Annotated in this window: 20 protein-coding genes; 6 read left to right on the top strand and 14 right to left on the bottom strand. The window is 40.8% G+C overall.

The genetic code is table 11. The features are described 5' to 3' along the window. Window positions 1-123: 123 nt before the first annotated feature. Window positions 124-1,353 carry a tetratricopeptide repeat protein gene (locus ACUW6H_RS01675; protein WP_454360352.1) on the bottom strand — a complete coding sequence of 410 codons (1,230 nt, stop codon included), beginning with the start codon at window positions 1,351-1,353 and terminating at the stop codon, window positions 124-126. After that, window positions 1,343-2,509: an AI-2E family transporter gene (locus ACUW6H_RS01670; protein ID WP_454360350.1), complete on the bottom strand. Its 1,167-nt coding sequence runs from the start codon at window positions 2,507-2,509 to the stop codon at window positions 1,343-1,345. The genes ACUW6H_RS01675 and ACUW6H_RS01670 overlap by 11 nt, the downstream gene beginning before the upstream one ends. Window positions 2,510-2,653: 144 nt before the next feature. Between ACUW6H_RS01670 and ACUW6H_RS01665 the strand changes: the two genes are divergently transcribed. Further along, a complete protein-coding gene (locus tag ACUW6H_RS01665; RefSeq protein WP_454360348.1) occupies window positions 2,654-3,667 on the top strand; it encodes a lactonase family protein in 1,014 nt (337 codons plus the stop codon). Window positions 3,668-3,702: 35 nt separating this feature from the next. Here ACUW6H_RS01665 and ACUW6H_RS01660 read toward each other — a convergent pair whose 3' ends face one another. The 11 genes from ACUW6H_RS01660 to ACUW6H_RS01610 all read right to left on the bottom strand — a co-directional run bounded on the left by ACUW6H_RS01660 (window position 3,703) and on the right by ACUW6H_RS01610 (window position 12,821). Then, window positions 3,703-4,122, bottom strand: a complete 420-nt coding sequence (locus ACUW6H_RS01660) for a F0F1 ATP synthase subunit epsilon (RefSeq protein ID WP_000068035.1) — start codon at window positions 4,120-4,122, stop codon at window positions 3,703-3,705. Window positions 4,123-4,132: 10 nt separating this feature from the next. Beyond that, window positions 4,133-5,539 (bottom strand): F0F1 ATP synthase subunit beta, encoded by a 1,407-nt coding sequence (gene atpD / locus ACUW6H_RS01655; protein ID WP_096407408.1) that lies wholly within the window; start codon window positions 5,537-5,539, stop codon window positions 4,133-4,135. A gap of 192 nt (window positions 5,540-5,731) precedes the next feature. Beyond that, window positions 5,732-6,610 carry a F0F1 ATP synthase subunit gamma gene (locus ACUW6H_RS01650; RefSeq protein ID WP_454360346.1) on the bottom strand — a complete coding sequence of 293 codons (879 nt, stop codon included), beginning with the start codon at window positions 6,608-6,610 and terminating at the stop codon, window positions 5,732-5,734. Window positions 6,611-6,625: 15 nt separating this feature from the next. Further along, window positions 6,626-8,131 (bottom strand): F0F1 ATP synthase subunit alpha, encoded by a 1,506-nt coding sequence (atpA, locus tag ACUW6H_RS01645; RefSeq protein WP_454360344.1) that lies wholly within the window; start codon window positions 8,129-8,131, stop codon window positions 6,626-6,628. 14 nt (window positions 8,132-8,145) lie between these two features. Continuing rightward, on the bottom strand, window positions 8,146-8,682 hold the full coding sequence (locus ACUW6H_RS01640) for a F0F1 ATP synthase subunit delta (RefSeq protein ID WP_454360342.1): 537 nt from the start codon (window positions 8,680-8,682) through the stop codon (window positions 8,146-8,148). Continuing rightward, the gene (atpF, locus tag ACUW6H_RS01635; RefSeq protein ID WP_454360340.1) at window positions 8,682-9,176 is read right to left on the bottom strand and encodes a F0F1 ATP synthase subunit B; all 495 of its coding nucleotides are present in this window, start codon (window positions 9,174-9,176) and stop codon (window positions 8,682-8,684) included. Before atpF ends, ACUW6H_RS01640 begins: the two co-directional genes overlap by 1 nt. Window positions 9,177-9,194: 18 nt before the next feature. Next, window positions 9,195-9,911, bottom strand: coding sequence for a F0F1 ATP synthase subunit A (gene atpB / locus ACUW6H_RS01630; RefSeq protein ID WP_454360338.1), 717 nt, complete (start codon window positions 9,909-9,911; stop codon window positions 9,195-9,197). A 32-nt stretch (window positions 9,912-9,943) separates the two neighbouring features. Then, window positions 9,944-10,144 (bottom strand): F0F1 ATP synthase subunit C, encoded by a 201-nt coding sequence (locus tag ACUW6H_RS01625; protein ID WP_045591509.1) that lies wholly within the window; start codon window positions 10,142-10,144, stop codon window positions 9,944-9,946. Between the two features lie 230 nt (window positions 10,145-10,374). Next, window positions 10,375-10,686: a CHY zinc finger protein gene (locus ACUW6H_RS01620; protein WP_454360336.1), complete on the bottom strand. Its 312-nt coding sequence runs from the start codon at window positions 10,684-10,686 to the stop codon at window positions 10,375-10,377. A gap of 13 nt (window positions 10,687-10,699) precedes the next feature. After that, window positions 10,700-11,986, bottom strand: coding sequence for a peptidase U32 family protein (locus ACUW6H_RS01615; protein WP_454360334.1), 1,287 nt, complete (start codon window positions 11,984-11,986; stop codon window positions 10,700-10,702). 136 nt (window positions 11,987-12,122) lie between these two features. Further along, complete coding sequence (locus ACUW6H_RS01610) at window positions 12,123-12,821, bottom strand: GntR family transcriptional regulator (RefSeq protein ID WP_042769144.1); 699 nt, start codon at window positions 12,819-12,821, stop codon at window positions 12,123-12,125. A 140-nt stretch (window positions 12,822-12,961) separates the two neighbouring features. Between ACUW6H_RS01610 and guaA the strand changes: the two genes are divergently transcribed. The 5 genes from guaA to ACUW6H_RS01585 all read left to right on the top strand — a co-directional run bounded on the left by guaA (window position 12,962) and on the right by ACUW6H_RS01585 (window position 19,310). Further along, the gene (guaA, locus tag ACUW6H_RS01605; RefSeq protein ID WP_454360331.1) at window positions 12,962-14,524 is read left to right on the top strand and encodes a glutamine-hydrolyzing GMP synthase; all 1,563 of its coding nucleotides are present in this window, start codon (window positions 12,962-12,964) and stop codon (window positions 14,522-14,524) included. Between the two features lie 264 nt (window positions 14,525-14,788). Beyond that, window positions 14,789-15,562, top strand: coding sequence for an ABC transporter ATP-binding protein (locus ACUW6H_RS01600; RefSeq protein ID WP_454360329.1), 774 nt, complete (start codon window positions 14,789-14,791; stop codon window positions 15,560-15,562). Further along, window positions 15,552-17,606: an FtsX-like permease family protein gene (locus ACUW6H_RS01595; protein WP_454360327.1), complete on the top strand. Its 2,055-nt coding sequence runs from the start codon at window positions 15,552-15,554 to the stop codon at window positions 17,604-17,606. The genes ACUW6H_RS01600 and ACUW6H_RS01595 overlap by 11 nt, the downstream gene beginning before the upstream one ends. A gap of 32 nt (window positions 17,607-17,638) precedes the next feature. Next, on the top strand, window positions 17,639-18,328 hold the full coding sequence (locus ACUW6H_RS01590; protein ID WP_454360325.1) for a response regulator transcription factor: 690 nt from the start codon (window positions 17,639-17,641) through the stop codon (window positions 18,326-18,328). Next, the gene (locus ACUW6H_RS01585) at window positions 18,312-19,310 is read left to right on the top strand and encodes a sensor histidine kinase (protein WP_454360323.1); all 999 of its coding nucleotides are present in this window, start codon (window positions 18,312-18,314) and stop codon (window positions 19,308-19,310) included. The genes ACUW6H_RS01590 and ACUW6H_RS01585 overlap by 17 nt, the downstream gene beginning before the upstream one ends. An 81-nt stretch (window positions 19,311-19,391) precedes the next feature. Here the strand turns inward: ACUW6H_RS01585 and ffh are convergent, their stop codons facing one another. Beyond that, complete coding sequence (ffh, locus tag ACUW6H_RS01580; RefSeq protein WP_454360321.1) at window positions 19,392-20,963, bottom strand: signal recognition particle protein; 1,572 nt, start codon at window positions 20,961-20,963, stop codon at window positions 19,392-19,394. Between the last annotated feature and the right edge of the window lie 3 nt (window positions 20,964-20,966).

The raw sequence follows: 20,966 nt of genomic DNA, 5'->3' as shown, positions 1-20,966 counted from the left end.
TTATTATAGCATAAATAAACAATTTAGCAAGAGAAAATATGTGAAAAATTCTATTGTTTTCAGAAAATATAAAACTGTATCTATCCAAAGTGATGAGATACAGTTTTATATTATAGGGAATTTTTAAAGCGTTTCTATGAGTTCTTGCATCTGAACATCATCTGGAATCAGTTTTAAATATGCTTCTGCTTGCATCTTAGCTTCTTCGAAATAACCCAATTCACGCAAAAGATAAGTATATTGCTCCAGAAACTCTGGATTGTCCTTGAGGTCAGATGACAATTCTTGATAGAACTCATAAGCCTTATCTAAATCCTCGATTTCCTGGTAAGAACGAGCAATCATCCATTTGGTCAGAAGGTTTTCAGGTTCTTGGCTTTGAAGAGCGATAATATCCTCAAACCGCTCTTGTTCCATATAAATGGTTGCGAGTCGAAGGAAAATCTCCTCAAGATCTTCTGCATCTTCTTTTGCAGTAAGGAGAAAGTCCTCCGCTGCCTTAGCATCATGCAATTCATAAGAAAATTGAGAGACCGCTAGCAAGAGCCGAGTTTCAAATGGATTTTTCTCCAAACCCTGTTTAGCGATACGAAGGGCTTCTTCCACCTGATGTTCCTTGTGCAAGGCTTGACTATAACCATACTCATATCCTTCAAAATCAGGTGAAATGGTATCAATCTGCTTAAAGTAAAGAACAGATTTTTGATACTCTTCTTGATCAAAGTATAGACTGGCCAGTTCAAAAGCGGTTTGGTCATCGTATTCTAACTCTAGAGCCTTTTCTAAAAATTCTGTAGCTGCTTCAAACTTGCCTAACTGAGCATATGCGTAGCCGATTCGTTGATAGGTTGAGACACCCGTTTGTTCATAAATATAGCGGTTGTCCAACTGAGCGTAGCCTTGAATGGCTTCCTGATAATTTCCTAACTCGCTATCCAACTCAGCCAAACCAAAAACTAATAAGGGATCGTCTGAGTAGTTTAGGGCTTCCAGTAACTTTTCACGCGCTACATCTGTCAATCCTTCCAACTGATAGAGGTCAGCCTTCAAGGCCAAAGCCGATACATACCAGTCACTTTCGGGTGTGATTTCCTCAAGGTAAGCAAAGGCTTCTTCAACATTGCCATCCTCGCTAGCAATGCTTGCTAGGTTCAAATTCACTTCTGGAAATTCTGTCACAATTTTTAGATAGATTTCCTTGGCTTGTGGATAAAAGCCAATTCCCTCAAGATAATTTGCTAATTCATAGAGAACTTCGGTCGAATCAGTTTCAAGTGCTTTACGAAAATACTGATCTGTTTTACTTAAATCCTGTTCATCCAAAGCCTGGAGCATGCGTTGACTATTGTTCACTCTTGATTTCCTCCCCTTCTTCTTCATACAAACCGCTGACCTTTTTGTACCAGTTAAAGACAGCAGAAATAACTACCTTAGCGGAGGCATAGACAGGGATTCCCAGCAAGACTCCCCAAATACCAAACATAGAACCTGAAGTTAGGAGAACAAAGAGAACATTGATAGGATGAATATTGAGTTGACTTCCTAAAATAAGAGGTGAAACGAAGCGCCCTTCAATCGTTTGTTCTACGATAAAGACTATCACAACTTTCAATAGCATGACAGGTCCTGCAATCAAGCCCAAAACCAAAGCAGGCAACATCGCTAGAAAACTACCTAGATAAGGGACTAGATTTAGAATACCAGCCGTTACACCTAGAGTGACAGCGTAGCGTAGACCGATAATCTTAAAGAAGATAATAAACATGATGGCTACAATAATAGCTACTGTAACCTGTCCTCTAACATAATTTGACAGTTGTTTATTGACATCTGATAGGACTTCACCCACAGGTTCTTTTAACTTGTTTGGGATGAATTTAGTTAGGTAATCTCGCAAGCCTTTCCCATCTCTCAAAAGATAAAAGAGCATGAAGGGTACGATAATAATCGCTACAATAACCTGAGAAGCTCCGCTGATAAAAGAACTGACCCAGTTAACAGCTTGAGAAGAGATTTTGCTGGCCCACATGGTTGCTTCACTAGAAACATTTGCAAGTACTTGCTCTAACTGAGGTCTAAAATCATCTGGCAAGCGTTTGGTTATAAGATCATTGATAACACGGTCAGCATCTTCGAGATAGCTAGGCACATTCTTTGCAAAGTTTAAGACCTGGCGTTGGAGATTTGGAATAGCGACTGCCAGCCCCCAAATGATAAAAATTCCAATAATGACAAAAACAATACTGATTGCAAGCACACGATTGATTTTGTGGTTCTCCATCCAGTCCACAATCGGATTGAGGAGGTAATAAAGTAAACCAGATAAAATAACTGGCAACATGACAACCCCTAAAACGTCTAAAACGGGTAAAAAAATAAAACTAATCTTACTTAGAATGAAAATGTTTAACCCCAGTAACAAGGTTACTAAAAATACAGTGATAGCTTTGTTATCTAAAAACCACTTGAAGAACCAGGATAGGCTAAAATGTTTCTCTTTATGTTCCATAAATACATCCTTTCTGTCATTCTCTCATTATACCATTTTTAATCTAAAATAACTCTTTTTTAAAGTGCTTACATAAATAAGACTGATGCATCATGGCAGTTATTTTGTGGTATAATGAACTTATCATTATTAAGAGGTATGGACATGAAAGAAACTGTTTATTTTGGAACTTACACTCGTCGCTTATCTAAAGGGATTTACAAGGCAGATTTTGATACAGAAACAGGCCAGCTTGCAAACCTTGAACTTTTTGCTGCTGAACCCAGTCCGACCTACCTTGCCTTTGACCAGAAACAACACTTATACACCGTAGGAAGTCAGGATGGCTTAGGTGGAATCGCTGCTTACAAGACCGATGGCGCTTTGTTAAACCATGTAGTTGAAGATGGCGCTCCTCATTGTTATGTGGCAGTGGATGAAAAGCGTAGTCTCGTGTACGGTGCCAACTATCATAAAGGTCAAGTTCTAGTTTATAAACGTCAAGCGGATGGTAGCCTCATCCAAACGGATCTAGATCAGCATAGTGGACAAGGTCCTCATGAAAACCAAACTTCCCCACATGTACACTTTACGGATCTAACACCTGACCAGTATCTCGTCACCTGTGATCTAGGTACAGATGAAGTAACGACCTATGATGTTAGTCCAGAAGGCAAACTAAGTAAACTCAATACTTATCAAAGCCAGCCTGGAGCAGGTGCTCGTCACATCGTTTTTCATAACCACTATAAGATTGCCTATCTCATCTGCGAACTGAATAGCACCATAGAGGTCTTGATTTATGATGGTGTTGGTGAATTTGAACGCATGCAAGTTATTTCAACCTTGCCGGACGGGTATACGGGCTTTAACGGCACTGCTGCTATACGTCTTTCAAAAGATGGTAAATACCTCTATGCTTCCAACCGAGGCCATGATTCCATTGCAGTCTATACAATCCTCGCTGATGGTAGTTTGGAATTATTAGAGATTGTTCCAAGTCACGGTAAAACACCACGTGATTTTGATATCACACCTGATCAGGAATTTTTGATTGCTGTTCACCAAGATTCTGATAATGCAACGGTCTTTAAGCGCAATCCTGAAACTGGTCGTCTTGCAGAGCTTTCTAACGACTTCCATGTCCCAGAAGCAGTTTGCATCAGTTTTTCTAACTAAGATAAAAAAATGAACTTGAGTTTCAAGTTCATTTTTTATAGTTTATTTCTAACATTAATACGGTTAATGGCACGTTGAAGAGCAATCTTAGCACGTCGTTCTTGGTCTATTAAATGCTTTTCATGGGCTTCTTCGATTTCTCGTTCGGCGCGAAGTTTGGCACGTTCCGCACGACTGATATCGATATCACGAGCACGCTCTGCTGAGTCGGCTACAATGGTAATGATGTCATTGGCAATCTCGATAATCCCTCCGTTCACTGCAATCCAGTTTACATGAGTATCATCATCGATTCGCTTTACCTTTACTTCATCAACCGCTAAAACCGCAATCATATTTTCATGTCGTGGCAAGATCCCCATCTCACCATCCAGAGTTCGCACTGATACAAAGCTGGCATGGTGATCATAGACAAGGCCATCTGGTGTCACGATCTGGACAGTTAACTGAGCCATAGGTCACCTCTTAAAATCCCATTTTCTCTGCCTTAGCAATGACGTCTTCGATTGAACCGACACCACGGAAGGCATCTTCTGGTAGCTGGTCATATTTCCCTTCAAGGATTTCCTTAAAGCCACGAACCGTTTCCGCTACTGGTACATACGAACCAGGTTGGCCAGTAAATTGCTCCGCAACGTTGAAGTTTTGTGACAAGAAGAACTGGATGCGGCGGGCACGCGCAACCAAGGTTTTTTCTTCATCAGAGAGTTCATCCATACCAAGGATAGCAATGATGTCTTGCAATTCATGGTAACGTTGAAGAACACGTTTAACTTCCGCAGCTACAGCATAGTGCTCCTCACCAACAATCTCAGGTGCCAAGGCACGAGAGCTTGAAGCAAGTGGGTCAACGGCTGGGTAAATCCCCAACTGTACCAACTTACGTTCCAAGTTAGTCGTTGAATCCAAGTGAGCGAAGGCTGTTGCTGGCGCAGGGTCAGTATAGTCATCCGCAGGCACGTAGATAGCCTGGATTGAGGTTACAGAACCCTTCTTAGTTGACGTGATACGCTCTTGCAATTGACCCATCTCCGTTGCAAGTGTTGGTTGGTAACCAACGGCTGAAGGCATCCGACCCAAAAGGGCAGATACTTCTGAACCAGCCTGAGTGAAACGGAAAATATTGTCGATAAAGAGAAGCACATCTTGGCCTTCTACATCACGGAAGTATTCGGCGATGGTCAAACCAGTAAGGGCAACACGCATACGTGCTCCTGGTGGTTCATTCATCTGACCAAATACCATGGCTGTTTTCTCGATAACGCCTGATTCTTTCATTTCCCAGTAGAGGTCGTTCCCCTCACGGGTACGTTCCCCAACACCAGTAAATACGGATATACCACCATGTTCTTGGGCAATGTTGTGAATCAATTCTTGGATCAAGACGGTTTTACCAACTCCGGCACCACCGAAGAGTCCGACTTTCCCCCCTTTAAGGTATGGGGCAAGAAGGTCGATAACCTTAATACCAGTTTCAAGAATTTCAGAAGAGGTAGACAATTCATCAAAAGTTGGAGCTTTTTTATGAATTGGCTGACGCTCAGCGTCTTCAGCAAAAGGAGCATCCAAGTCAATGGTATCTCCCAAAACATTGAAGACACGTCCCAAAGTTTCTTTACCTACTGGAACCGAGATTGGACGGCCTGTGTCCAAAACTTCCATTCCACGAGTCAAACCATCTGTTGATTCCATGGCGATCGTACGGACCATACCATCACCCAACTCCAAGGCTACTTCAAGGACGATTTTTGTTTTTCTTTCGTCATTCTTGTAGACGACAAGTGCATTATTAATCTCAGGAAGTGGTTCCCCTGCTGCAAACAAGACGTCTACAACGGGTCCGATAACCTGAGCAATTTTACCTGAACTCATCTCCTTCTCCTATTCTATATAAGATACTGTCGGTTCCTAGCTCAACTAGGTCCTAATACTCTTCGAAAATCAAATTCAAACCACGTCAGCGTCGCCTTACCGTACTCAAGTACAGCCTACAGCTAGCTTCCTAGTTTGCTCTTTGATTTTCATTGAGTATAAGTTCATTTTCATACGAGCTGGACTAAAGCCTTATTCTAAGGCGCTAGCACCTGCTACAATTTCTGTAATTTCTTGTGTAATCGCCGCCTGTCTGGCACGGTTATACTGGATTGTCAAATCATTGATGACTTTCTTGGCATTATCAGTCGCTGTCTGCATAGCTGTCATACCTGCGGCATTTTCAGCTGTCTTGGCATCGATAATAGCCCCGTAAATCATACTTTCAGCATACTGTGGCAACAATTGCTCCAAAATTTCTTCTCGGCTTGTTTCCAACTCAAATGTCAAGCTATACTCCTCGTCTGCCTCGTTCGGATCGAGGTCTACAATCGGAAGCATTTGCTCCACACGCATTTGGCTGGTGAGCGTATTAACGTGGTGATTGTAGCAGACATAGAGTTCGTCAAAAAGTTCATTTTGATACATTTCAATCGTTTTTGAAATAATTTTACGAACTTCATCAAAACTAGGTTGGTCAGCTAAGCCTCGTAATTCATAGATTGGTTGAATGCCACGAGTCTTGAAAAAGTCAGCTCCCATACCACCAATACAAATGACTTCAAAGTCATCTCCATTTGGATGATATTCTTCTTTCAACTCCATAACAGTTTTAAGGATGGAAGCATTGTAGCCCCCAACCAAACCACGATCTGAAGTGATGACAATATAGCCTGTCTTTTTAACTGGACGACTAATCAACATAGGATTGTTTGAACCACCAGCTCCATTTCCGTGAAGGATATCTGTCAAGAGTTTACGAACCTTTTGAGAGTATATTTGAAAGTTTCGAGCTGCTTCTTCAGAGCGACCTAACTTAGCAGCTGATACCATTTGCATGGCATTGGTGATTTGACTAGTATTCTTGGTTGAGGCGATTTTTGTTTTAATATCATTTAGAGATACTGCCATCTGACACCTCTATTCTTATTGGAAGCTGGATTGATTGAGGAACTCGGTAATCGCAGCATCCAAGACTGCTTCTTCTGGCAAGTCTTTTGTTTTACGAATGGTTTCCAAAATCTCTGGATGTTGTGCATCAAAGAAGATATGGAACTCTTCCTCAAAGCGAACAATGTCATTTACAGGAACTGTATCCAAGAATCCGTGTGTCAAAGCATACAGGATTGTCACTTGTTTCTCAACAGGCAAAGGCTTGTGAACAGGTTGTTTCAATACTTCTACCGTACGACGACCACGATTCAACTTAGCTTGAGTAGCCGCATCCAAGTCAGAACCAAACTTAGTGAAGGCTTCCAACTCACGGTATGAAGCAAGGTCGATACGAAGAGTACCAGCAACCTTCTTCATGGCTTTAATCTGAGCGGAACCACCTACACGGGATACAGATGAACCCGCATCAATAGCTGGGCGAATACCTGCGTTAAAGAGACCATCTCCAAGGAAGATTTGTCCATCTGTAATTGAAATCACGTTGGTTGCGATATAGGCAGAGATATCTCCTGCTTGCGTCTCAATAAATGGTAGGGCTGTGATTGATCCACCACCAAGCTCGTCAGAAACTTTAGCTGAGCGCTCAAGCAAACGGCTGTGGAGGTAGAAAACATCCCCTGGGAAGGCTTCACGACCTGGTGGACGACGAAGCAAGAGAGAAAGTTCACGATAAGCTACCGCTTGTTTTGAAAGATCATCATATACAATCAAAACATGCTTCCCTTGGTACATGAATTCTTCTGCCATAGCGACCCCTGCATATGGAGCAAGGAAGAGTAATGGAGAAGGTTGTGAAGCTGAGGCTGTCACAACGATTGTGTAATCCAAGGCACCGTACTGACGAAGTGTTTCTACTTGTGTACGAACTGTTGATTCTTTTTGTCCAATCGCTACATAGATACAGATCATATCTTGACCTTTTTGGTTCAAGATAGTATCAATCGCAATGGTGGTTTTCCCTGTCTGACGGTCACCGATGATCAGCTCACGTTGGCCACGACCGATTGGAACAAGGGCGTCAATAGCTTTCAAACCTGTTTGCAATGGTTCTGATACAGACTTACGCTCCATAACACCAGGAGCTGGTGCTTCTACTGGACGAGTCTTGTCAGTATGGATTTCTCCGAGACCATCAACGGGACGACCAAGTGGGTCCACAACACGTCCAATCAAGTTATCACCGACAGGAACTTCCATAATTTTACCCGTACGACGGATAGTGTCTCCTTCACGGATATCCGTGAAGTCACCGAGAATGATAATCCCAACGTCTGTTGATTCCAAGTTTTGCGCCATACCATAAGAGCCGTTTTCAAAAATCAAGAGCTCTCCGCTCATGGCATTTTCAAGGCCGTGGGCACGCGCAATACCGTCCCCGATATAGGTTACAACACCAGTTTCAGTCACATCAAAATTGGGTTTGAAATTTTCAATTTGTTGCTTAATTAAAGCGCTGATTTCTTGTGCGTTAATTGCCAAAAGAACACCACTTTCTATTTCAAATTTTCTTTAACAACACGAAGTTGCTGTTTAATACTCACATCAATTGTCTTGTGATTGGCAATAATAACAAAACCACCGATTAAACTATCGTCAATTTTTTCCTTAATACTGCGAACCTTTAAAGACATCTTCTTCTCGATTAGAGGAAGGAGGCGTTCTTTCTGTTCGTCAGTCAAAGGATGTGCAGACAAAATAGTCACTTCAAAACGATTGGTTTCTTTTTCAAGACGATTCAAGCAATCTACAATCACATCATAAAAAAGATTGGATCGATGATTGTAGAGTAGAACCTCGATAAAGTTTTGCATTAAAGGTGACACAGAACCTTGGAAAAAACGAACTGTTTTTTCTTTATCCGACTCATCTACCTCCACTTGAGATAAAAAAGTAGGTAAGCCAGTTTCTTCAGCAACTTGCTTGATTTGAGTCAAGTCTGAAAAAATAGAGTCTTCTTCTCCTTTTTCAATCACCAATTGGACAAAAGGCATGCTGTATTTTTCAATTACCTTTAGAGTCTTTTTGTCCATTAAGCTTCTCCTAGCTGATCGATATACTGATCAATGAGTTCTTTATGGGCCTGACCGTCAAGGTTTTGAGAGATAATTTTTCCAGCTAGACTGATTGTCAAGTCTGCCACATCTCCCTTAACACTTTGTAAAGCTTCAGCTTTATTTTGAGCAATTTCTTGGTTGGCTTTTTCTTTTAAGCGCCCTGCTTCAAGTTTAGCTTCAGCCAAAATATCAGCTTTACTTTTCTCAGCTGTTTCCTTTGCATTCTCGATAATCATTTTAGCTTCGGTACGGCTACCTGCTAACTCAGCTTCGCGTTTGCTAGCAAGCTCCTCTGCCTTTTTACGGGCTTCCTCGGCACCATCAATATCTGAAGAAATCTTTTCAGCGCGTTCATCTAAGACACTGGTAATATTTCCCCAAGCATATTTCTTCACTAAAAAGATCAATAAAAGGAAGGAACCAGCGATCAGAATAAAGTCACCAATAATGGTACTAATAGTTAAATCCATCTTCTAATCCTCCTCTACTTACTCTTCCCCTTCATTTATTTTTTTACCAATGTACATAGATGACAACATGGTAAATACATAAGCTTGAATACATGAAATGAAAATCGAAAATGCTGTCCATAACATGTTTGCAATAAAGGCCAAAGGATACCAATACAAGGCATGTTGTGACAAGGCCAATAGCAATCCTGCTAAAACCTCACCGGCAAAAATATTTCCGTATATCCGAATCGCCAAAGAGGCAAAATTGGTGAACTCTTCTAAAATGTTCATCGGAGTCATAAAGCCAGGTGTAACAAATGCTCTCAAATATTCTTTAATGCCTCTACGACGAACTCCTTCTACATGAGCGATCAAAGTGATCAATAATGAGAGGGATAAATCGTATCCAAGGTTGGCTGTTGGAGAAGTCCACAAGTTATAACCGTTTGTTGTTTGTACTTTTGCCATTAAACCAATATTATTGGCAACCAAGATAAACAGAAATAGAGAAAATAGGAACAAGGAATAGTCCTTGATGTATGAATCTCCAATGTTTGGTTTGGCAAAACTAATCACAAAATCATAAATCATCTCAAGAGCATTTTGTTTGCCCTTTGGACGGATGGTCATTTTACGACTTGCCCAGTAGACAAAGGCAAAAACCATCAAAACAGTTACAAGAGACATGGCAAGCAGGGTCAAATCAAAGGATATTGGTCCAATATTAACGGTTGGATTCAAACTTTCTTCCATGGTTTGACACCTCCATTTCTAAATAGAGTTGTCTATTTAATGACAAATGCCATCGCTAGGGTTACAAAGAAGGTACCTTCTACAAAGGCAACACCAAGAATTAAAAGGCTACGTAATTGGTTGATAATTTCAGGTTGACGAGCGGCAGACTTGAAGAGATTACTCATAATCATTCCTTCAGCAATAGATACACCCATACAGGCAAGACAAAGTCCGAAAAATGTTAAATTCATGACGAATTCTCCTTTTTTAAATTAAATTTACATCCCTAGTTTAGTCCTAAAATTTGCTTTTGTCAACTGTTTGCTTGTAATGGAAGCGTTTCGAATCATTTATTTCCAATTTTACGATTTTCAAGACAATTATATAGAAAATTTTATTCTCTTTTCATACCACTTTCACTGCCTTTCCTTGTTTTCTGAAAACAAAAAAACCGAGTTTTACAACTCGGTTTTGTCAGTTCTTATCTGAAATAGATTGAGTAATGATTTTGACAAGCTGGATTAAATGCAGCATTACAAAATGGACAAGTGCCCGTCTCTGTATACTCCTCATAGGTTAGCGTATTCCCACAGGAGCCACATAAGATAGGTCTATCCTCTTTCAGATTTAAAGGATAGGGAGAAAATATGTGCGACTCCAGTTCATTATGACACTGATAACAGGCATAGTATTTCTGACACTCATAGCACTGTAAGGCTACGATATCCTTATCACCATGGTAATGAACACATCTGCTTTCATGATCTACTAGTAAGCCCTGAGCTTGAACCATTCTTTTTCCTTATCTAGGCACGAACTGTGACGCTTGTTCCATCTTCTTTGTAAAGATTGATGAGACCTTCTTTCAGGGCACGTACCATGTCACCAGCTTCTACTGGTTGAGGAACCTTGATAGTCAAAAGTTCCATTGGATTTGGGGCACGATCGATTTTATTTCCTTTAGCATCGTGAAGGTCTTCGATAAAAGTTTCAAAATGACGGAAGCCTGGACCGTAGAACTCAACTTGGTCGCCTTCGTTGATAACATTACGTTGACGAATAGTTGCTGTTTGTGTAGCCTCATCATAGGCTACTACTTCTGCAACAAACTTGTATTCAGGAATCTTACGACGAGCTCCGAACAGTTGTTCATTTTCAGATGGTGTTCCGTAGTAGAAACCTGTAGCCAACTCACGTTGGGCAACCTTCCACATTTCATCAATCAAGTCTTGCTTAATAGCTTCAAACTTTTCAGGGCTCTCAAGATAGGCATCAACAGCAGCCTTGTAGCAGTTTGTTACTGTTGAAACATAGTGGATAGACTTCATACGGCCCTCAATCTTAAGACTGTCCACACCATTTTCAATCATATCTGGGATATGATCAATCATAGACATATCAACCGCAGACATAGAGAATTCTTCAGGAATTTCTCCCTTGAGACTCTTACGTTCCTTACCGAAGGGCATATCGTAAAGGTCGTATTTCCAACGGCAAGATTGTGAACATCCACCACGGTTGGCGTCACGCATACTCATGTGGTTAGAAAGAGTACAACGACCAGAGTATGAAATACACATAGCTCCGTGAACGAAGGCTTCAATCTCAACATCTGTACGTTTGCGAATCTCTGCCAATTCTTCCATAGAAACCTCACGCGCCAAAACAACACGAGTCAAACCAAGTTCTTTCCAGAATTCTAGGGTTTCGTAGTTAGTCGCACTAGCCTGGGTTGAAAGGTGGATTTCAAGTCCTGGTGCTTCTGTTGCTGCAATCATGATCAAGGCTGGATCAGACACGATAACCGCTGCAATCCCAATATCACGTAATTTACGGAACCATTCTCCGGCCCCTTCTTCGTTTCCTTCGTGCATGACCATATTAGCAGCTACATAAACCTTAGCACCATACTTAGCAGCGAACTGTACTCCTTCTTCCATTTGTTCGAAAGTGAAGTTACCCGCGCGGCTACGAAGACCATAGGCCTGGCCACCGATGAAGACTGCGTCCGCACCATATTGAACAGCTACTTTCAGTTTTTCTAAAGTCCCAGCAGGTGAAAGAACCTCAGGACGTTTTAATGTTTTTGTCATTTTTTCTCCTATTTGCAATATAAAAGTTTGACGTTTTTCCTTCTCATTTTATAGTAAATAATGAATAAAATCAAGCCTAGACAAATTGTTTTGACAATTCTAATCTTCTTAGAAACTAAAAACTAGCCTTTCTAGACTAGTTGTTTTCAAGATAAAATTCAAAACGTTCACCCACATACTGACTCTTGACATATTCAAAAGCTGTCCCATCATCGAGATAAGAAACCTGAGTCAAGGCTAAAATTGCATGCCCCTTTTCAACTTCTAGATAGTGAGCAATCTTTTCCTTAGCCAATCTCGCATAAATGGTCTGTTGGGATTTTCCAATTCGGTAACCATGTTCTTGCAAGGTCTGAAAGAAATGACTGGTTACTTCTTCTTTTTTAAAATTCTTAATAAATTTTTCAGGAATGGATGCGACTTCATAGACTAGTGGAACTTGATCGGCATACCGAACTCGCTCCATACGGATGATATTCTCAGTTGGTGAAATACCTAGCTTTGCCACTTCCTGCTCATTGGGAATGGTTCTCCTATAGGAAATCAGCTGACTAGAAGGAACTTTCCCTTGGGATTTGACAATCTCCGTAAAACTAGTGGTGCCCCGCATTTTTTCTTGGACACGAGTGCTAGAGACAAAGGTCCCACTTCCTACACGACGCTCCAAAACTCCTTCCTCAACTAAGAGAGAGATAGCCTGGCGTAATGTCATCCGGCTCACTTGAAACTGTTCAGCTAAATCTCGCTCACTTGGAAGTCTCTCTCCGATTTTCCAATGATGCTCATCTATATCCTTCTTGATCTGATCGTGGATTTTCATATAAGCTGGTAACATGATTCTCACTTCTTTTCTTTATTTTCTCCATTGTACCGTATTTGCTAAGAAAAAGTCAAACTTTGCCTTGTTTAGTTGGTAATTCGCCCCTATTTGTGATAGAATATTGAAAAAGATATTTCTTTTGAGAAAGGAAAATGATGAGCAAGATTTCAACTGATTTGCAAGATGTCGAAAAAATCATCGTACTGGACTATGGTAGCCAATACAACCAGCTGATTTCACGCCGTATTCGTGAAATTGGTGTTTTTTCAGAGCTAAAAAGCCATAAAATTTCAGCTGCAGAGGTTCGTGCCATTAACCCTGTAGGGATCATTCTCTCAGGTGGACCAAATTCTGTTTATGAAGAGGGATCATTTGATATTGACCCAGAAATTTTTGAACTTGGTATTCCGATTTTAGGAATCTGCTATGGTATGCAACTTTTAACTCATAAACTTGGGGGAAAAGTTGTTCCTGCAGGTGATGCTGGTAACCGCGAGTATGGTCAATCCCCACTTACTCACACTCCTTCTGCCCTTTTTGAAGGTACACCAGAAGAACAGATTGTTTTGATGAGCCATGGCGATGCTGTAACAGAAATTCCTGCTGATTTTGTTCGTACTGGAACTTCTGCTGACTGTCCTTATGCAGCTATTGAAAATCCTGACAAACATATCTACGGTATCCAATTCCATCCAGAGGTTCGCCATTCAGTTCACGGCTATGATATCCTTCGTAACTTTGCCTTGAATATCTGTGGTGCCAAAGGTGATTGGACTATGGACAACTTTATCGAGATGCAAATCAAACAAATCCGTGAAAAGGTTGGAGACAAACGTGTTCTCCTTGGTCTTTCAGGTGGTGTTGACTCTTCTGTTGTTGGAGTTCTTCTCCAAAAAGCCATCGGCGATCAACTGATCTGTATCTTTGTAGACCACGGTCTTCTCCGTAAAGGGGAGGCTGACCAAGTTATGGATATGCTTGGTGGTAAGTTTGGTTTGAACATTGTCAAAGCAGACGCTGCCAAACGTTTCTTGGATAAATTGGCAGGTGTTTCTGATCCTGAACAAAAACGGAAGATTATCGGTAACGAGTTTGTCTATGTATTTGATGATGAAGCAAGCAAACTGAAAGATGTGAAATTCCTAGCACAAGGAACTCTTTATACAGACGTGATCGAGTCAGGTACGGATACTGCGCAAACCATCAAGTCTCACCACAACGTGGGTGGACTTCCAGAGGACATGCAGTTTGAATTGATTGAACCATTGAACACTCTTTATAAAGACGAAGTTCGTGCCCTTGGTACAGAGCTTGGTATGCCAGACCACATCGTATGGCGTCAACCATTCCCAGGGCCAGGACTTGCTATCCGTGTCATGGGCGAAATCACTGAAGAAAAACTAGAAACTGTCCGTGAGTCTGATGCTATCCTTCGTGAAGAAATCGCTAAAGCTGGTCTTGGCCGCGATATCTGGCAATATTTCACTGTCAACACAGGCGTTCGTTCAGTAGGTGTTATGGGTGACGGTCGTACATATGACTACACCATTGCCATCCGCGCTATCACTTCTATTGATGGTATGACAGCTGACTTTGCCAAAATTCCTTGGGATGTCCTTCAAAAGATTTCTGTACGTATCGTAAACGAAGTTGACCACGTCAACCGTATCGTCTACGACATCACAAGTAAACCACCTGCAACCGTTGAGTGGGAATAGAGTTAATAAGTTAAAAAGTCCTAGAAATGTTGATTTCTAGGACTTTTTTTCAATTTTGAAATTCAATGGTTTCAAGATTGTAGGAATTCCTACAACCCCCTACTTCTCTTTTTAAATCCTTAAAATCATGCTATAATATAATAAGTATAAGTCCAATAAACTGACCATAGAGGTCAGCGATAAAGATTTCTTACATCATCCGTAAGTGTTATTCTACTCTGATTCATACTATAATGAAAGTAGCAAAAGATGGAGGTGTTTCACATGGAAACCATTTTACGAGTAGAATCATTAAAAAAGCATTATGGAAAAGAGCCGAATATCACCAAGGCCTTGAACGGCATATCTTTTCAAGTTGTCAAAGGCGAGTTCTTAGGAATTATGGGGAGTAGCGGTTCTGGGAAAACAACCCTTCTTAACTGTCTCGCCACAATCATAAAGCCAACTGACGGCTCTATTCAAATGCAAGAAAAAGATTTAGGTCAATTAAAAGGTAGTCAGTTATCTGATTATCGTGGCAAGGAAATTGGCTATCTCTTTCAAAATTTTGAGCTTTTGGACAATCTGACAGCTAAAGAAAATATTTTACTCCCCTTGTCTTTGCACAAGGTCGATGCCAACGAAAGCAAAGTTCGGTTAGAATTGCTTTCCCAATATCTAGATATTTCTGAACTTCTGGATAAGTTCCCATCTCAATTATCAGGTGGTCAACGGCAAAGGGTAGCTGCTGCGCGTGCCTTGATTTTAGACCCTAAGATTGTATTTGCGGATGAGCCCACTGGGGCTTTGGACTCTAAAAATGCGACCATTTTGATGCAAAAATTATCCGAAATGAATCAAGTGGAAGAAACCACCATTCTCATGGTGACTCACGATTCAGTTGCAGCCAGCTTTTGCAACCGCATCTTGTTTATCCAAGACGGAAAACTCTTCCATGAAATCCGACGCGATTATCCAAGAGAAAGTCAAGAGGATTTTTACCACAGAATACTAAAGGTTATGGCAGCCCTAGCTGGAGGTGATGGCAATGTTTTCTAAATTAGTCTCAAGAAATAGCAAGAGAGATAGAAAAAATAATGGCTTGTACTTCAGTTCCATGGTTCTTTCTATTATCTCCTTTTACATCATCCTTTCTTTGTCCCATCAAGATGTGATGATCTTTCTCAAACACATAGAGAGTGACGCTGTAAATAAACTCTTTAGCATGATTCCGATTCTTTATGTAGCAACACTCTTTATCCTCTTTTTTCTAGTCTACTTCGCAAGCAGTATGCAGATGGAAAGGAGAAAACATGAATTTGGTGTTTATCTCACACTAGGCATGCGGAGAGGTAAACTGTTCTTACTGCTCCTACTCGAGAATTTGAGAAACAGCATCCTTGCTCTTGGAATAGGCCTTCCTATTGCCATCTTAATTTCGGAACTAATTAGTCTAATAACAGCCAAAATTGTTGGGTTGGGGATTATTGAACATCAATTTTCTCTATCTACTACAGCTCTAGTCTATACAGTCATCGGCTTCCTAGCTGTTAAATTAGTCGTCTTTGTTCTTTTAAGTGCAAAAACAGCCAATAAGGAAATCGGAGATCTTCTTGCCTATTCTCCTTCTGGTATGAAGAAACTACTTCCCAAGGGGGTATACCTTCTTGCTTCCGTCCTCGGAATCTTGCTTCTCGGAACAGCCTATTACTTGGGGATGAGTGGACGAGCGTGGGAAAGTGTTATAACCATGGGCTTCACTGTTCTCTTGGGAACTTTTGGAACTATCCTACTTTTCTTTGGTATGCGTTTATTTATAGACATTCTGGTCAATCTTGGTAGCAATCGAAAACTCCATACCTATAATTTTAGACAGATTCAGGAATTAGTTATCCAGCGCTCAACTATACTGGCCATCTGCTCCCTCTTAATCTTCTCTGCCTTGTGCCTCTTTGGAGCAGGTGTTGCCATTGCAAGCGGCAATTCAGGCAATCAAACCCACGTATTGGATTATACATTTAGAGATAGCAAGCAAGAATCAGATGAAAATCTTGATGTGAATACAGTTAAAAAAGAGCTTGAAGCAGAAGGACTAGCATCACAGTTCTCAAAGATTCTACAAATCAAAGTCGGGAAACCAAAAGAAAACGAGTCCGTGTCCTTCGAAGAGATCATCAATGAGTTGAAAAAGCAAAAAGGCAGCAAGAACAAGGAAATTTTGCTCCAAAGATTTAAACAGTCTACTACTTCCCACCTCATACCAGTTTCCGAATACAATGAACTTAGAAAGGCTGCCAATCTCCCTCCTCTAGAATTAACTAGCAAGGAAGCCTACTTGTATATGGGGAAAGATTTTCTCCCTGATGAGAACTTGGTTAACTCTGTCCTAAAGACAAATCCTCAAATCAACGTCATGGGAAATGATATAAAATTGATTGGCGAAGTACAGTCTTTACCGATTGTAACGGATCGTGAAATCACCCTCTCTGTTGCCCTCATAGTCACAGATGAAGTCTTTATGAACTATACAGACGGTCACTATTCGAACTATGTCAGCGGTATCTTGGCTCCTGAGCTAGTCAAGGAAAAAGGCCTGATGAGAGCTATCTCAGATACCAATGAAAAGCTGAATCAAACCTCTCTTGGCTATGAAAGTTATATACAAAACATGGGAAGACAATTATTTTACATTATCTCTGCTAGCTATATCACTATCTATCTGGCTATCATCTTCCTTGTTGTCGCTAATACAATCATTGGCGTTCAGTTTTTGATGGGACAAAGACAATCCTACAGACGATACCAAACCTTGATCCATCTCGGAGCCAACTACGAAACTCTTTGTAAATCGTCAGAAAAGCAAATCAACTGGTATTTTGGTCTACCAATAGCCATTGCACTTCTCAGTAGTAGCTTCGGAGTGAGCTCCCTCCTCACAGGAATAGTGCCCGCTAGCGCAAGAATGGTTATGGGGCAGAAATTTATCACAGCCATGCTGATAGTACTGCTCTTAGCTGGATTTGAAGTCGTCTATATCAGAATTGTAAAGAAAAATAGCAACAAGTACTTGTTGTCCTTAATGGAACCCAAAAGAGATGAATAAGGTAGAATAAAATAGGAAAAGGAGGAACCGATATGAAGCATATTCTGGTAATTGAAGATGAAGCCTTGATTCGAGATGAAATTGTTATCTTGTTAGAGAAAGCGGGTTATCAAGTTAATAAGTTGACTGACTTCAAAGATACAACCCAGCAAGTGCTGCAATACGATACGGATCTAATCATACTGGATTTGAATTTGCCGGGAGAAACAGGTTTTCAAATTTGTAAAAATCTCAAGTCCAAACGCTCTGTGCCCATACTGGTTCTCACCTCTCGTGAACAATTAAAGGATGAAATCTACGCCCTGAAATTAGGGGCAGACGAGTACTTAACAAAGCCTTTCAAGAAAGAAAGATTTTTGGCACGTATAGAAAATATCTTGAAACGCTATGAAGGCAGACAAAATCTACTTGAAAAAGATAATTTTCTGCTGGATAGACAGACCTATACCCTTTATATCAATGGACACTCGATTTTACTCCCCCAAAATCAAGGGAAATTGTTAGAAACCTTATTGGTTACTAATGCTCCTGTCGTCACAAAAGAAGAACTAAGTATGAAACTATGGAACACAACTGAGTTCATCGATGAAAATGCTCTTCAAGTAAACATTGCAAGGCTCAAAAAGGTGATGAAACAGGCTGGCATTGCCCTTCAAGTCAAGTCCGTCAGAGGCATCGGTTACAAATTGGAAGAGGAAAGGCAAGATGAAACAGAATCTTAAATATTTGGCTGCCTATCTGCCCTGGTTACTTGTTCTTTTAGCATTTGATCTATTTACAGCTGTCCTGCTTTGGCTTTCAGACGTGAGAAAGTTTCAAGTCCTCATCCTCCTCTATCTCTTAGCTTCAGTCCTGCTCTTTTTCATCCTATCATTTCTACTTATAAAAAAAGAAAGAAAAAAATCAGCTGCTTATAAGGCTTTCATAGACAATCCTAAGATGGATACGGAGCTGGAATTATTGCGTTTATCAAGTGCCTCAGAGAAAGAAAGCATCGAAGAAATCGCAAATGCGCTTTACCAAAGGCAAACGGAAATAGGAAAACTCAACTCATTACTAGCCGAGTACGAGGACTATGTTGAAAAATGGGCTCATGAAATCAAACTCCCTCTATCGCTTCTTTCCCTCCTTTTGGACAACCAAAGTGACCAGCTGCCAAAGGATACAGCTTTTAAGTTGGATTATGTAAAAAATCAAATCCAAGGAAATGTATCACAGATACTATTCTATTATAGGGTTAAAAGTGAAAAAAATGATTTTCTATTTGAAGATGTCGACCTCCAAGAGTGTATTCAGGATCTTTTGGAAAACTTTGCTCCCTTGCTTAAAGAAAAGAATTTTACGATTCAGCTAGAAAATATACAGGGAAACTACTACACCGATCAACGCAGTTTTGAATTTATCCTGTCTCAAATACTAGCCAACTCCATTAAATATAGCTCCGATAAGCCAGAACTCAAGATTTCTATGTCAAAGGATAAGGGGCGCACAAATCTGATTATTAGGGATAATGGCTGCGGAGTTAAAGCTTGCGACCTCCCTCATATCTTTGAAAAAGGATTTACAGGTGATTCAGGAGAGACAAGGAAAAAATCAACAGGCATGGGTCTCTATCTGGTCAAACAATTAGCAGATGCTTTAAAAATCGATATCACGGTAAAATCTGAATGGATGCATGGATTTGAAATCACTCTTTCTATTTAGTCATTTTTCGAGTAAAAAAATTGCCTAATCATAGAAAGCACATATTTTATATAAAAAGGAAAGCACTTCTGCTTTCCTTTTTTATTTACGCTTCTTCTTCGCTTTTTTCATTTTGTTGGCCATGCGTTTCATAGACTGTTTCATGGCAAATTCACCGATTTTACCCTTGAGTCCCCCACCAAACATCTGGCTCATATCTGGCATTCCTGCTCCTCCGAGAGCTGACAAGTCAGGCATACCTCCTTGTCCCATCATTCCTTCAAGGGCAGACATATCCATGCCACCCATATTTGGCATATTTTTAGGGAGGTTATTTGGATTGATCCCCATCTGCTTCATCATCTTGTTCATATCCCCAGACATGACACCTTGCATGAGCTGTTTGGCCTGATTAAAGTCTTTGATGAATTTATTGACTTCGACAAAGGTATTCCCAGAACCTGCAGCGATACGACGGCGACGACTTGGATTTAACAAATCAGGATTTTCACGCTCTTCAGGAGTCATAGAAGACACGATGGCACGTTTACGCGCAATCTGGCGCTCATCCACCTTCATATTTTGAAGGGCTGGATTGTTAGCCATCCCTGGAATCATCTTGAGCAAATCTTCCATTGGCCCCATGTTTTGCACCTGATCTAATTGATCAATGAAATCATTGAAATCAAAGGTGTTTTCACGCATCTTCTCAGCCATTTCAAGGGCTTTTTGCTCATCGTATTCCTGAGAAGCTTTCTCAATCAAAGTGAGCATATCCCCCATGCCAAGGATACGGCTAGACATACGATCTGGGTGGAAGGTTTCGATATCTGTAATCTTTTCACCCGTACCAGTGAACTTGATTGGTTTTCCAGTAATATGGCGAACAGATAGAGCCGCACCACCACGAGTATCCCCATCAATCTTGGTAAGAATAACCCCAGTTACTTCTAACTGAACATTAAACTCACGGGCGACATTGGCCGCTTCCTGACCGATCATGGCATCAATGACGAGCAGGATTTCGTTTGGTTGAGCCAAGGCCTTAACATCACGAAGCTCATTCATCAAGAGTTCATCAATCTGCAAACGACCCGCTGTATCAATCAAGACATAGTCATTGTGGTTGGCCTGAGCTTGTTCCAAACCTTGACGAACAATCTCAACAGCTGGTACTTCTGTTCCAAGAGCGAAAACTGGTACATCAATCTGTTGTCCAAGTGTTTTCAGCTGATCGATGGCAGCTGGGCGATAAATATCTGCAGCAATCATCAAAGGACGAGCATTTTCTTCCTTCTTGAGTTTGTTAGCCAGCTTACCAGCAAAGGTTGTTTTACCAGCCCCCTGCAAACCAACCATCATGATAATCGTAGGAATCTTTGGTGACTTGATAATTTCAGCTGTATCAGATCCTAAAATGGCTGTCAATTCCTCATCAACGATTTTGATAATCTGTTGTGCTGGATTAAGGGTATCAATGACCTCGTGTCCGATTGCACGTTCACGAACCTTCTTGATAAAGTCCTTTACAACAGGCAAAGCAACGTCGGCTTCCAGCAAGGCCAAACGAATCTCTTTGGTTGCTTCTTGGACATCAGTCTCAGAAATTTTTCCTTTTTTACGTAGATTTTTAAAGACGTTCTGTAAACGTTCTGTTAAATTTTCAAATGCCATTTT

Source organism: Streptococcus sp. 151470009-6 (genome assembly GCF_053628175.1).
Note: the sequence above shows the minus strand (reverse complement) of the source record. Positions and strands in the feature narration are given on the sequence as shown.